At 47.7% G+C, this 12,674-nt stretch carries 14 protein-coding genes; 6 read left to right on the top strand and 8 right to left on the bottom strand.

Annotated elements, in window-relative coordinates; genetic code table 11:
• Positions 1 to 85: 85 nt before the first annotated feature.
• The 5 genes from C8D85_RS13945 to C8D85_RS13925 all read left to right on the top strand — a co-directional run bounded on the left by C8D85_RS13945 (position 86) and on the right by C8D85_RS13925 (position 4,149).
• Positions 86 to 925 (top strand): bifunctional transcriptional activator/DNA repair enzyme AdaA, encoded by an 840-nt coding sequence (locus C8D85_RS13945; protein ID WP_133563792.1) that lies wholly within the window; start codon positions 86 to 88, stop codon positions 923 to 925.
• Positions 918 to 1,541 carry an alpha-ketoglutarate-dependent dioxygenase AlkB family protein gene (locus C8D85_RS13940; protein WP_133563790.1) on the top strand — a complete coding sequence of 208 codons (624 nt, stop codon included), beginning with the start codon at positions 918 to 920 and terminating at the stop codon, positions 1,539 to 1,541. Before C8D85_RS13945 ends, C8D85_RS13940 begins: the two co-directional genes overlap by 8 nt.
• 87 nt (positions 1,542 to 1,628) lie before the next feature.
• Positions 1,629 to 2,639 (top strand): tryptophan--tRNA ligase, encoded by a 1,011-nt coding sequence (locus C8D85_RS13935; protein ID WP_133563788.1) that lies wholly within the window; start codon positions 1,629 to 1,631, stop codon positions 2,637 to 2,639.
• A 16-nt stretch (positions 2,640 to 2,655) separates the two neighbouring features.
• The gene (locus tag C8D85_RS13930) at positions 2,656 to 3,531 is read left to right on the top strand and encodes a Tim44 domain-containing protein (protein WP_133563786.1); all 876 of its coding nucleotides are present in this window, start codon (positions 2,656 to 2,658) and stop codon (positions 3,529 to 3,531) included.
• A gap of 105 nt (positions 3,532 to 3,636) precedes the next feature.
• Positions 3,637 to 4,149 (top strand): chemotaxis protein CheW, encoded by a 513-nt coding sequence (locus C8D85_RS13925; RefSeq protein WP_211342203.1) that lies wholly within the window; start codon positions 3,637 to 3,639, stop codon positions 4,147 to 4,149.
• Positions 4,150 to 4,217: 68 nt separating this feature from the next.
• Here C8D85_RS13925 and C8D85_RS13920 read toward each other — a convergent pair whose 3' ends face one another.
• A complete protein-coding gene (locus tag C8D85_RS13920) occupies positions 4,218 to 4,652 on the bottom strand; it encodes an acyl-CoA thioesterase (RefSeq protein ID WP_133563784.1) in 435 nt (144 codons plus the stop codon).
• 187 nt (positions 4,653 to 4,839) lie between these two features.
• Here C8D85_RS13920 and C8D85_RS13915 point away from each other — a divergent pair, with 187 nt between their 5' ends.
• A complete protein-coding gene (locus C8D85_RS13915; RefSeq protein WP_133563782.1) occupies positions 4,840 to 5,991 on the top strand; it encodes a methionine aminotransferase in 1,152 nt (383 codons plus the stop codon).
• 4 nt (positions 5,992 to 5,995) lie between these two features.
• Here the strand turns inward: C8D85_RS13915 and C8D85_RS13910 are convergent, their stop codons facing one another.
• The 7 genes from C8D85_RS13910 to C8D85_RS13880 are packed head-to-tail and all read right to left on the bottom strand — an operon-like array spanning position 5,996 to position 12,640.
• Positions 5,996 to 6,754, bottom strand: a complete 759-nt coding sequence (locus C8D85_RS13910; RefSeq protein WP_133563780.1) for a cobalt-precorrin 5A hydrolase — start codon at positions 6,752 to 6,754, stop codon at positions 5,996 to 5,998.
• Complete coding sequence (gene cobI / locus C8D85_RS13905) at positions 6,751 to 7,467, bottom strand: precorrin-2 C(20)-methyltransferase (protein ID WP_244937023.1); 717 nt, start codon at positions 7,465 to 7,467, stop codon at positions 6,751 to 6,753. The genes C8D85_RS13910 and cobI overlap by 4 nt, the downstream gene beginning before the upstream one ends.
• Positions 7,464 to 8,741 (bottom strand): precorrin-6y C5,15-methyltransferase (decarboxylating) subunit CbiE, encoded by a 1,278-nt coding sequence (cbiE, locus tag C8D85_RS13900; protein ID WP_133563776.1) that lies wholly within the window; start codon positions 8,739 to 8,741, stop codon positions 7,464 to 7,466. Before cbiE ends, cobI begins: the two co-directional genes overlap by 4 nt.
• A gap of 21 nt (positions 8,742 to 8,762) precedes the next feature.
• Positions 8,763 to 9,404 carry a precorrin-8X methylmutase gene (locus tag C8D85_RS13895; protein ID WP_133563774.1) on the bottom strand — a complete coding sequence of 214 codons (642 nt, stop codon included), beginning with the start codon at positions 9,402 to 9,404 and terminating at the stop codon, positions 8,763 to 8,765.
• The gene (locus C8D85_RS13890) at positions 9,401 to 10,177 is read right to left on the bottom strand and encodes a precorrin-6A/cobalt-precorrin-6A reductase (RefSeq protein WP_133563772.1); all 777 of its coding nucleotides are present in this window, start codon (positions 10,175 to 10,177) and stop codon (positions 9,401 to 9,403) included. Before C8D85_RS13890 ends, C8D85_RS13895 begins: the two co-directional genes overlap by 4 nt.
• 9 nt (positions 10,178 to 10,186) lie before the next feature.
• Complete coding sequence (locus C8D85_RS13885; RefSeq protein ID WP_133563770.1) at positions 10,187 to 11,308, bottom strand: cobalt-precorrin-5B (C(1))-methyltransferase; 1,122 nt, start codon at positions 11,306 to 11,308, stop codon at positions 10,187 to 10,189.
• A 6-nt stretch (positions 11,309 to 11,314) separates the two neighbouring features.
• Positions 11,315 to 12,640 (bottom strand): cobyrinic acid a,c-diamide synthase CobB, encoded by a 1,326-nt coding sequence (locus C8D85_RS13880; protein WP_133563768.1) that lies wholly within the window; start codon positions 12,638 to 12,640, stop codon positions 11,315 to 11,317.
• Positions 12,641 to 12,674: the final 34 nt, after the last annotated feature.

The following is a 12,674-nucleotide window of genomic DNA, read 5'->3' as shown; positions in this document are numbered from 1 at the left end:
ATTTAAACTTCACAAGTTTCGGGTCGATCTTTCAATAAAAATCGCTACCATGAAGACATGTTTTCATTGGTATACAATTCTCTCTATGACTGATTCTCGTGATTACCTTCGTATTCAGAAAGCAATTGAATTCATTATTTTGGCAAGGCCGAGCCAACCTTCGCTTGATGAAATAGCCCAAGCTGTTCATCTTAGCCCACACCATTTTCAGCGCCTATTTCAAAAGTGGGCAGGCGTCTCTCCCAAGAAATTCATACAATTTATCAGCGTAGAACATGCAAAGTCGCTATTGGAAAGCCATAAAAGCTTACAAGAAACCTCTCATGCAGTAGGACTATCCAGCACTGGACGACTACATGATCTCTTTGTTTCTATCGAAGGCATGACTCCGGGACAGTATAAATCTTCAGGCGCTGGTCTTAGGATCTATTACGACTTTTATGAAACCTTATTTGGCTCCCTTATTATTGCTACAACTGATATTGGTATTTGCCATATGGCCTTTCATGATGACTGGGATAAGGCAGAGCAAGAACTGATAACATTTTTTGCGAACGCCGAGTGCTTCAAACAACCTCATCCGATTCATCAGCAAGGGCTAAGTTTTTTTCAGTCACTAGATCAACCACCATCGATGATTAAACTTCATGTCGCAGCAAGCCCATTCCAGTTGAAAGTATGGCAATGCTTGTTAAGCATCGAAACAGGACAGCTTTTAAATTATGCCCAGATTGCTGAACGTATTGGCCAGCCAAAAGCTGCGCGGGCAGTGGGCACAGCCATAGCCAACAACCCTATCGCTTACATCATTCCTTGCCATCGAGTGATCCGAAACACTGGCGAACTGGGTAACTATCGTTGGGGAAGCTTAAGAAAAACCGCTATGGTGGGTTGGGAATCATCTCAGGTAAGAAGTAATGATTGACGATTTATTTGCTGGGCAGCCAGCGCCAGTATTGGAGCTATTACCTTTTGATGGTTCGGTTCTCTATCATGGTCAAGTCATTCCAGCAGTACAAGCCGATCAGTACTACCGTGACCTTCTAAGTGATATAGAATGGCAACACGATGAAGCGATCATCTATGGTAAACACATCATCACAAAGCGCAAAGTAGCATGGTATGCCGACAACCCCTTTCGCTATACCTATTCCAAGACCACTAAAGTGGCGAAGCCTTGGACACCACTACTACAGGCATTAAAATGTCTGGCTGAGCAGCATTGTAATACGTCATTCAACTCATGCTTACTTAACTTGTACCATGATGGAGCTGAAGGTATGGCATGGCACAGTGATGCTGAAAAAGAGTTGGAGGTAAACGGCACCATTGCTTCGATCAGTTTAGGAGCCGAGCGTAAATTCTCCTTTAAACATAAGACCAGCAAAGAAACCCGTTCTATCCAATTAGAGCACGGCAGCTTACTTGTTATGCAAGGCGAAACTCAGAGCCACTGGCTGCATTCTTTACCCACTACAAAAAAGGTTAACTCGCCCAGGATTAACCTGACTTTTCGTCAAATTCAAACCGTATCACCTTAGTAGTACATAGAGCTCTTTTTAAGCTACGTCTACCCTACTTTTTATGGTAGGGTACACACACCTTTTTATATGATTGAGTAAGGGAAAATGGGTAAAGAAATTGTTTTAACCGGTATTACAACATCAGGCACACCTCACCTTGGTAACTATGTTGGCGCTATCCGCCCAGCTATCGAAGCAAGCCGTCGTGAAGACACCGAGTCTTTTTTCTTTTTGGCTGACTATCACGCATTAATCAAATGCCAAGATCCAGAGCGTGTTAAACAGTCTCGTCTAGAGATTGCCGCAACCTGGCTTGCGTGTGGCCTTGATACCGACAAAGCAACTTTCTACCGTCAATCTGATATTCCTGAGATTTCGGAGCTAAATTGGCTACTGACCTGTGTCACAGGTAAAGGGCTAATGAACCGTGCCCACGCCTACAAAGCCAGCGTTGATGAAAACGTCAACAACGGCCAAGACCCTGATTACGGTGTCACAATGGGACTGTTCTGCTATCCAGTTCTTATGGCTGCGGATATCCTTGCCTTCAATGCCAACAAAGTACCCGTTGGTCGTGACCAAATTCAGCACATTGAAATGGCACGCGACATCGCTGCACGTTTTAATCATCTATTTGGTCAACACTTTGTACTGCCTGAAGCCGTCGTGGCAGAAGATGACAGCGCAATTCTTAAGGGCCTAGACGGTCGTAAGATGAGTAAGAGTTACAACAACACCATTCCTCTTTTCGATACCGAGAAAAAGCTGAAAAAAGGCATTAACAAGATCGTTACTAACCTTCTTGAACCTGGTGAGCCAAAAGATCCAAATGGCTCTACGGTATTTGATATCTACAAAGCCTTCGCCACAGAGGAGCAGACTGCAGAAATGCGTCAGAAGTTTGCAGAGGGCATTGCTTGGGGTGAAGCGAAGAAGGAACTTTTTGAACTGATCAATGGTCAACTGTCTGAGCCAAGAGAAAAATATCTTGAGCTCATGGCGAACCCTGCCGAAATCGAAGCAGTTTTACAGGCCGGTGCTGAAAAAGCCCGTGCCCGAGCACGAGCTCTGATCTCTGACCTTCGTAATGCAGTTGGTTTGGTTAATTTCGTCTAACTTTGGAGAACAAAAAGTGAAAACATCCGTATATGCCCTATTAATGGCATTTGTATTAGCGATTGGCGTTGGTGGTTTTGCTTCCGATGTACACGCTAAGAAACTTGGTGGCAGCAAGAGCTTTGGTAAAAGCTACTCTGTCAGCAAAAGCCCAACTAGCTCTAGCGCGACATCTGGAACAAACAACACTGGCACCGCAGCTGCTGCAGGCTCAACAACTAAGAAATCTGGTTTCTTAGGTGGACTAGGCGGCGGCCTACTTGGTGGTTTGCTGGCAGGCGGTATTTTCGCAGCCCTACTAGGCTCTGGCGCATTTGATGGCATCTCTTTTGGTGACATTTTATTGTTCGCCCTGATCGGCTTCTTGGTTTATAAATTTTTCTTCGCCAAGAAACGTCAAGCAGCACAAGCCGCTGGCGCACAAGGCATGTACCGTGAAATGCCAAATTCAACACGCGACAATGTACAACCATCGCCAATGGCTGGCATGTCAGGCTTTGGTGCGCAACCTGAGATTCAACTGCCACCAGGCTTCAACGAGCAAGCATTTATCGCAGAAGCAAAAAATCACTACGTAACGTTGCAAAAAGCGTGGGACGACAACAACTTCGATGAGATTAGCGACTACTTTAGTCAAGATCTTTGTGATATGTTGCGTCAAGAACGAGCGAAATACGGTTCAGATAAACCACGCACTGAAGTTGTCTCCCTGATGGTAGACCTCGTTCGCGGTGAGTTTATCGGCTCTACAGCTTCTATTTCTCTTCGTTTCACAGGTTGGATCAAAGAAGGCGATCAAACTAATGAAACTAACGAGATCTGGCACCTAGAGAAAAACCTTGAGGACGCTCGTGGCAATTGGACGATTGTTGGCATACAACAAGACAACTAATTGTTACTTAATTTATCAAGCCATCGCGCTGTAATTCGTCTATTCTACTAAATAAACGAGCAGCGCGTATGCGCATATCACCGGATTGATAATAGGTGTAGAGCCATGTCTGAATTAGCGACAATCAAAGAAGCGGGAAATCTGCCAACAGAAAGTAAAAAAGGTGAGTTATTACAGTACCTTACCTTCAAACTTTTAGATGAAACCTACGGCATTAACGTAATGCAGATTAAGGAAGTACTGCGCTACAATGAGATTGCACCTGTACCAGGCGCGCAATCGTACGTATTAGGGATCGTTAACCTTCGTGGTAATGTTGTCACAGTGATTGATACTCGCGTGCGCTTCAGTCTACCTGAATGCACCATTTCAGATGACACTCGCATCATTATTATCGAGCACGACGGTGAGCAAATTGGTATGCTGGTAGACGCTGTAAAAGAAGTTTTCTATCTATACCAAGGAGAGATTGAGCAGAGCCCAAGCGTGGGTAACGACGAAGCTCTAATGTTCATCCAAGGTGTATACCAAAAAGATGAAGAGTTGGTTATCTTGCTAGATCTGAACAAAATGATTGATGCTGATAACGAGCAGCTAGCAATTGGCTCAATGATCTAAGTCAGTTGTTGAGGATTCTAAAAAGCAGCCCATTGGCTGCTTTTTTATTTTGGCCTATCAAGCTCTAGTTAATACAATTCATTCATCGTTTCATGAACGTAATCAGGCAAGTCTTCCTCTGCTGGAATGGGCATAGATTTCCCTTCCTCATCGATTGCTACGAACTTGAACATACCCTCGGTTACTTTTTCACGTTTTCCAATGCGACCACGGCGAACCCATGCTTCAACGTGGATATTCATGGAGGTGCGCCCAACAGATTCAACGTAGGTATACACTCCTAATATATCCCCCACTTTCACGGGGCGAATAAAGCTCATACTATCCAGCGCGACCGTCACAACTCTGGATTGCGCCCGCTGACCAGCGCAAATCCCTGCCGCGATATCCATTTGAGACACCACCCAGCCACCGAAAATATCCCCTGCAGGGTTGGTATCACCTGGCATGGCGACAGTACGCGTCGTTAAACGACCTTTAGTTTGCATTTTTTCGTCGGACATCCATACACCTCTTGGTTCCAGTTATCTCTTTGTTATAGCAGAGCTAAACGCCAGATTCAGTAAAAGAATGTTCTAACCTTCGATTTTAAAAACCTGTTTAACGGACGCATATTGGATCTTTATCTCGTGTTGCCACTGCATTAGGATTGAACTCTTGATTTTAATACGCAGTAGATAGGAATCACTCATGCGCCAGTTCGACAGCAAACTCCCCAGTACCGGCACGACCATTTTTACGCAAATGTCGGAATTGGCCGCCAAGCATCAAGCGATCAATTTATCCCAAGGTTTTCCTGATTTTGATGGACCAAGTGAGCTGCTGAGTCGAGTGGATCACTATATTCAGCAAGGCGCCAACCAATATGCTCCAATGACCGGTGTACCATCATTACGCCAAGCCATCAGTACTAAACTGGCTCGTTGCTACGATTATCAAGCGAATGCAGATACGGACATCACGGTGACCTCTGGTGCCACCGAAGCCTTGTTTGCCACTATCTCTGCGTTTGTGCGCCCTGGTGATGAGGTGATTGTATTTGACCCTGCCTACGATTCTTACGACCCAGCGATTCGCTTAAATGGTGGTACACCAGTGCATATCGCCTTGCTGCCGCCAAGTTTTGCGATTGATTGGCAAACAGTCGCGAATGCAATTACTCCCAATACCAAAGCCATCATTGTCAATTCACCTCATAACCCAACGGGCACAGTATTTTCGGCTAATGATCTAGAAGCGCTGTACAGCATTGCTGATCAACATGATTTGTTGGTGCTATCCGATGAAGTCTACGAGCACATTGTGTTTGAAGGTGCCGAACATCAAAGCGTGTTGCGCCACAAAGAACTCGCGAAGCGCAGCGTAGTCGTATCGTCTTTTGGCAAGACTTACCACACTACAGGTTGGAAAATTGGCTACTGTGTTGCGTCAGCTCAGCTGATGGCAGAAGTACGTAAGGTGCACCAGTACCTGACCTTTAGTACCAGTACACCGATGCAACTCGCTTTGGCGGATTTCTTAAACGCTCACCCTGAACACGATGAAGTGCTGCCAAGTTTCTACCAACAAAAACGTGACTTCTTCAATAAGGCCATGAGTGAAAGCCGCTTCACTTTCACACCCTCCCCTGGCACTTACTTCCAATTAATGGATTACAGCGCCATCAAGGATGTGCCAGATACAGAGTTTGCGCTTTGGTTAATTGAAGCAGCTGGTGTCGCAGCGATTCCGATTTCGGTGTTCTACCAAACGCCCCCTGAAGATATGCGTTTGGTTCGCTTCTGTTTTGCCAAGCAAGCCAGCACACTGACTGCAGCGACGCAAAACCTTACTACTCTCTAAGGATTTAAGACTGATACGCCCGAGCCACCGCACAGGTGGCTTTTGGGTTTTTAATCTTGTTTAGACACAGTTCTGGGCTCCCATGCGTCAAATTCTGAGCACCCAGAAGCGCCGCTGACTCAGCCACGCCATACACCCCAACCGTTTTAAACACATACTCAGAACGCGTACTCAATAAAGGCTCTACGGTCTTAAGCGCAGCGGCATCGTAAGTAATAAAAGGCCATTGATATTTTTCAGCTAACTCAATCAAGTGGGTTTCATCAGCTTTAATATCGATACTGTAAAGCCCTGCAATCTGATCTGGCTGTAAGCCAACTGTCTCCAGCGCTTCGAGCATCAAGCTTTCCAGATATTCTAGTGGGCAGTTTCGCTCACAGCCCATACCAAGGACATAGACCGGATTTAAGTATGCGTTAGCGGTGGTCATCACCAGCTCTGCATTCAGCGCACCAGCTACCTCACTGCCCCATTGATTGGCACCACCTTCATGACCAGATAATAGCGGAATCACAAAGCGCCCCAATTCATCTAATACCAATACCGGTGGGTCTTGTAACTTGCCCTCTATGACAGGCGCCAACGTACGCATGACAATGCCCGTAGCGCAAATGAAGAGTAGCGGATCGCCTTCGCGAAAAAAGCCTTGAACGGTTTCAGTAAATGGCTTGGGCTTAAAATGTAATTGGCTGCCTGGTAACAATGCTTCCAGACGCTTTCCTAGCGCCTGGCCTGCATCAGTTAACGCAATAATACGAATCATCGTGTGCCGCGCTCTTTGCGTGAAACAATAAACAGTGAAAAGTATGGTCCATACTCATTCTGCAGGCGGCGCACATCGTTTTCTACAAACTGATTATCTCGCCCCACGTATTCCACATATTTAGCGTCTTCTATGCGTTCGGTGAGCGCTAAGGCTTTCATAATCGTTGGGCGGGCACGGCCTGCTTTCATAATCACAACCGAATCATGTAAGTGCAGCGCTTCTACAAGTTGTTGCTCTGTATGACGACCACTCACCACACAAAAGGACTCTTTTAATACCGTCAATGGATGCTGAAGCTCAGCTGCCGCCGCATGAATGCTGGAAATCCCTGGCACCACTTGAATCGGACATTTGCCTTCTAGACGCTCCATCAAGTAGGTAAACGAACCAAAAAACAGTGGATCGCCTTCACACAAAAACGCGACATTGAGCCCTGTTTCAAGCGCTTCAGAGATCGCCTGCGCGCCTTCGTCATATGCATTATTGGCCGCCTCACGGCGAGTCGACATGGGCATAGGAATGACAATATCAGAATGGTTTGATTGACGACCTTCTAGTGCTAACACAGCAATCTGCTTCGCCTGTGATTGACCCGACTCGCCAACTAAATACGCCAACACATCGGCCTGCTGAATCAAACGCATAGCCTTTAAGGTCACTAATTCTGGATCGCCAGGGCCAACACCAATGCCAAAGAATGTGCCGCTCATAAATGCTCTCCTGGTAGACATTTCTCAAACCGCCATAAACTCACAGGCAAATGGGGGCGTCGAATACGCTTACCCGCCAAACGCTCACTTCGATAAACCTGAATTGTCGAACTTTCATCGTAAGCATCTTGTGCCGCGTCACGCTTGGCAAGAAATGCCATGGTTTCCATCATGGTTGCATCGGTCACAGCGTTGACTAACAACACGCCACCAAGCGGCAGTCGCAGCCAAACCTCGTCTAATAACTCTGCCATTTCGCCATCACTGCCGCCGATAAACACGCGTTTTGGTGCTGGCAAATTGGCAAATGCTTCCGGCGCTCGACCATGAACGACATGCAGGTTTTTCACCACACCAAAATGCTCGCGGTTAGCTTCTAGACAAGACAATCGCGTTTCATGGTGCTCAATGGCATACACCTCGCTCTCAGGATTCCAATAAGCCAATTCAACACTGACACCACCACAACCGGCACCGATATCCCACACGACTTCTTTGGCTTCGACACCTAGATAAGACAACACAGCCAAACGTACTTCACGCTTAGTAATCATGCCTTGGCCATCGCCTTTATCCGTAATGAAAAGCCCATCTTTAAAACCTGGTGTCGATGGCAAGCGGCCTGGCTGAGCACTGGTATTGACGATCACCACGTTAAGGGGATCAAAGGTATCTTCTACATGCGCTAAGCTGTTCGCGGTATAGCGGGTCACACGCTCATGGTCATAGCCTAAGCGCTCACAGACAAACAGCTCACTTAAACCAAGCCCCATCTCCACACACTCTTTGGCAATCGCCTGCGGATTATTGGTTTTATCGGTCAACAGCAACAAGGTTTTGGAAGGGTGTAACTGAGTACGAATCGATGCCAAAGGTCGACCATGGACACTGAACACTTGCGCGTTTTGTAAGGAGATCCCGAGACGGTGGCAAGCGGCTTGAATGCTTGAAACATTGGGATAAAAGCGTACTTCTTGATCGGCAAAAGAGCGGTGTACCCAAGCACCAATACCGTAATAAAGAGGGTCGCCCGAAGCCAAAATCGCCACTCGTTCAACCCCTAAAGACGCCCACTCATCCATATGATGTTTCAGGTCATTCAGCTTTGGCAGCACATGCGTCTGCGCTTTAGTACCGTAGGTTTTGACCATCGATAGCTGACGCTCACTGCCAACAAGCTTATCGTTCTCGGTTAGCTTTGCCAGAACATCCTGCGCTTCTTTTGGTAATTGCGCTTGCTCATTGATGCCCAGTCCAATCACGTGAATTTTCACTGTTAACCCTTACCGCTTTAATTAATAATACTCGCCGATGTTACAACGCAATAATGCGTTACAGCTGGCAGAAGTCACCGCACTGCCGCCCATTCGACCGAGCAAGGTAATGCACTCAATGCCCAGTGCTTTGTGATCATCCCATAACGCTTGCTTTGACTCAGCGGCGCCAACAAAGCCCACCGGCATACCAATGATCAATGCAGGCTTTGGCGCGCCAGCACGAATCATTTCAAGTAATCGAAACAAAGCCGTCGGTGCATTGCCAATCAGAACCACACTGCCTTCCAGCTGTTCCTGCCAAAGGCTTAGCGCCGCCATAGAGCGGGTCTCGCCTTTAGATTTAGCAAGATCTGCCGTACGTGGATCATTCAAGAAGCACAGCGGCTCACGCTCAATCATGCGTTTAGTGACGCCCTGCTTGACCATCTCTACATCACAAAGAATAGGACAATTTTGCGCGAGCGCGGCGCGTCCTGATTCACAGGCGTGGTCACTAAAACGCACTTGTTCAGCCACATCAGGAAACCCAAGGCTATGCACCACGCGCATCACCACTTGCTGAGCATCACGGGATAAATGATCAAGCTGTGTCAGTTCACGGATTTGGCGGAAGCTTTCGTTTTCAATGCCTTGTGGCGTTGGATCGTACTGATAAGTCACTGTTGTTGGGATTCCTGAGCAGTGGATGCAGGGCCTTTCAATGCCTGCACCGCTTTAATAAGTTGGGAGTAGTCGAAAAAAGTCCGTACTGCGTCTCTCACGTCTGGACGCTGATGTAATAATACGCTGATACCTAATTCACGAGCGGCATCAAGCTTCGCGGACGTGGAATCGCCACCGCTATTTTTGGTCACGATCACATCAATCTGATGCTCTTTTAATAAGTGTCTCTCGTGCTCGAGATCAAACGGGCCAATGGCTTTCAGCCAAGTAACTTTGTTAGGCACATCAAACTTCGGCAGAGCCGCTGTGCGCCACACGCCTTGCTCAAAGCCTTCTATTTGAGTGATCGCAAGTAATTGCTCTAAAGACATTTGTCCTGCGCTAAGCAATGGGCGCTTGAAGCCTTTTAACCGCACTAATAAGTCATCATCCGTTGAGTAAAAACGCCAATCATCGCCCTTTTGAGCCTGCCATGCTGGACGTAAGAAACGCCAAACCAGCACGCTGGTTTCCACACCTGCAGCCACCGCTTTATCACTCATGGTGGCGGCATAAGGGTGCGTCGCGTTAATGACTAAATCAATCTGACGCTCCTTAAGAAAAGTGGCCAAGCCACCAAACTGGGTAAAACCTCCGACGAGGACTTCACAAGGCAATGTCGGTACACGCACTAACCCCGCTATCGAATACAGCACTTCAAAGCCTAACTGGCTGAAGCGTTCGGCTAAATGTCGACCATCGGCGGTGCCACCTAATAAAAGAATTTTCATAGCTTTCCTTTAGTTCGATACGCCCTGATCCAGCGCTTGTCCGACAAACTGACCTTTACGGTCAATAGCCAGTACTTCAAGTGCCATATGCATTGGCACAAAGCGACGACAAAACTCAAGGGCTTGCTGGCACACGGCATCGGCTAATGCGATGCCTTCTGCTTGAGCGAATTTTAACGCTTCGACACTGGTGTTGGCTTGGCACATGTTACCTTGTAGAGCCTCAGACGCCCCTAATGTTTTGGCGAGCTCTGCCAAGGCCTCTAAATTAATGGACGAGGCACGGGAGTTTAAATCCATATGCTGCTGCGCCAGTTTGCTTATTTTACCAAAGCCGCCACAGATGGTGAGCTTTTCAAGGTGAGCTTCTTTGCTTTCTAAACGTTTCACATGCTTTAACAATGCCCCAACGAAATCGCCCATCTCGATCAACGCCATATCGTCTAAGCCATCACGTTCTTGAATCGCCGTTTCACTGGCATTACCTGTGGTGGCGGCAATATATTGATGTCCATTGGCACGAGCCACATCAACCCCTTGTTGGATCGAAGCGATGTAAGCGCCACAAGAAAATGGGCGCACGATGCCCGTGGTGCCTAAAATGGAAATGCCGCCAAGAATCCCTAAACGTGGATTCATGGTTTTAAGAGCTAACTGCTCGCCCTGTTCCACACCAACGGTCACCTGAAATCCACCTTGATAGCCTTGCTCTCGGGCAATGGTATTCAAATGATCAGAGATCATTTTTCGCGGCACGGGATTGATGGCAGGCTCACCCACGTCAAGCAAAAGGCCTGTTCGTGTGACCGTGCCAACGCCTTTGCCTGCCACAAACTTAATACCTTGTTCTGAGGTAAGCGCTAGTTTCACCCAAACCGTTGCACCGTGGGTAACATCAGGATCGTCCCCTGCATCTTTAATAGTGGCGGCTTTAACAGAGTGATCAGCGATGTCATAAGAAATGATCTCAAGAGACACTTCTTGGCCTTTGGGCAAGGTGACAAATACGTTAGGCGCTTGCTGTTTCGTGAGCAACGCCATGGCAGCCGCCACCGAACATGCAGTGGCACATGTGCCTGTCGTCAGCCCTGATCGAAGCGGCTTTGGCTCGTCACTGCTTTCTGGCCACATAGGTCGTTAAACACCCTTAAACAACGCTGCCGTGGCCGCGAAATTTGAAGCAAAGAATAAATGCAGGTAGCTCGCTGTGAGTCCTTTTTCGCGGTAGATTGCTTCACCTGGTGCAGGGTGACGCTGACGGCGACCATGACTGAATGGCTCAGGTGTATTCTCACTGCGAGAACGATGGTGGGCATGACCACGAATATCGCCCTCTGGCAGTGGTGCTGTTTGCATCCCTTGACAGCCACGTTTGCCTCGCATCGCGCCTTCGCCTTTTAGCAAACCAAGCATCGGATAGGTGCTGCCCTCAAGATCCGTTAGAGTTTCAAGGCTATACAGCATACCGCCACACTCTGCCAAGATCGGTTTGCCCGCCGCAAAAAACGTTTGAATCTGATCTAGCATGTTATGGTTTTGCGAGAGCTTTTCGGCATGGAGTTCTGGGTAGCCCCCAGGTAACCAAAGGGCATCCGCCTGCGGTAATTGCTGATCATGAAGCGGCGAAAAGAACGTGACCGTAGCCCCCAACTTTTCTAGAACACGAAGGTTGGCATCGTAGATAAAACTAAAGGCTTCATCTTTGGCAATGGCAATGGTTTTACCAATGAGCGGTGTGCCGACATCTTGCTCAGCGACCATTTGCTCTGGCGAATAAAATGCTACTGGCTCAGGCAGTGTCAGCAGAGTTTGATCTTCGGTTTCCGTTAACCAACGCACTGCGGCAGTAAAGCATCCTTCTAGCTCATCGCCCACTTCGGAAGCTTGCACCAAGCCCAAATGGCGCTCAGGTAAGGTCACTTCATCATCACGCTTTAAGCTGATTAATAATGGTAAATCTTCCGGTAAAGCGTCACGGATCAATTGCGCATGACGTTCGCTACCACAACGGTTTGCGATTAAACCGGCTACTTTGACATCACTACGAAAATTCGCCAAACCGGTCGCCACCGCAGCGGCGGTTTGCGCCATGCCTTTTACATCCATCACAATGGCAGCTGGGATGTTAAAACGTGCGGCAAGATCGGCACTTGATGGCTCGCCGTCAAACATCCCCATTGCGCCTTCGACCAAAATCAGGTCTGCTTCTTGAGCCGCATCGAATAGCATTTTTTGACAGTATTCATCGCCCGCCATCCAGATATCGAGCTGCTCGACGGGCTGCTTGGAAGCTTGCGCTAAAATCTGCGGATCAAGGTAATCCGGCCCCGTTTTGAATACACGCACCACTTTCCCCTGCTCGGTAAAATAGCGTGCCAAGGCTGCGGTAATAGTGGTTTTGCCTTGATTTGATGCTGGCGCGGTTAGGAATAATGCAGGGCAATGGGCCACTTGAGTTGTCATGTTATTCACTTATCTAAAATTCGTTTTCGTTGGC

The organism is Marinomonas communis, assembly GCF_004363305.1.
Lineage (GTDB): Bacteria > Pseudomonadota > Gammaproteobacteria > Pseudomonadales > Marinomonadaceae > Marinomonas > Marinomonas communis.
This window is presented reverse-complemented; position numbering and strand designations above follow the sequence as displayed.

Bases quoted from the DNA above. Each gene is read 5' to 3' on its own strand.
- C8D85_RS13935 (WP_133563788.1), top strand. From the start codon at position 1,629: ATGGGTAAAGAAATTGTTTTAACCGGTATTACAACATCAGGCACACCT.
- C8D85_RS13915 (WP_133563782.1), top strand. From the start codon at position 4,840: ATGCGCCAGTTCGACAGCAAACTCCCCAGTACCGGCACGACCATTTTT.
- C8D85_RS13885 (WP_133563770.1), bottom strand. From the start codon at position 11,308: ATGTGGCCAGAAAGCAGTGACGAGCCAAAGCCGCTTCGATCAGGGCTG.
- C8D85_RS13925 (WP_211342203.1), top strand. From the start codon at position 3,637: ATGTCTGAATTAGCGACAATCAAAGAAGCGGGAAATCTGCCAACAGAA.
- C8D85_RS13940 (WP_133563790.1), top strand. From the start codon at position 918: ATGATTGACGATTTATTTGCTGGGCAGCCAGCGCCAGTATTGGAGCTA.
- C8D85_RS13945 (WP_133563792.1), top strand. From the start codon at position 86: ATGACTGATTCTCGTGATTACCTTCGTATTCAGAAAGCAATTGAATTC.
- C8D85_RS13920 (WP_133563784.1), bottom strand. From the start codon at position 4,652: ATGTCCGACGAAAAAATGCAAACTAAAGGTCGTTTAACGACGCGTACT.
- C8D85_RS13880 (WP_133563768.1), bottom strand. From the start codon at position 12,640: ATGACAACTCAAGTGGCCCATTGCCCTGCATTATTCCTAACCGCGCCA.
- C8D85_RS13890 (WP_133563772.1), bottom strand. From the start codon at position 10,177: ATGAAAATTCTTTTATTAGGTGGCACCGCCGATGGTCGACATTTAGCC.
- cobI (WP_244937023.1), bottom strand. From the start codon at position 7,467: ATGAGCGGCACATTCTTTGGCATTGGTGTTGGCCCTGGCGATCCAGAA.
- C8D85_RS13910 (WP_133563780.1), bottom strand. From the start codon at position 6,754: ATGATTCGTATTATTGCGTTAACTGATGCAGGCCAGGCGCTAGGAAAG.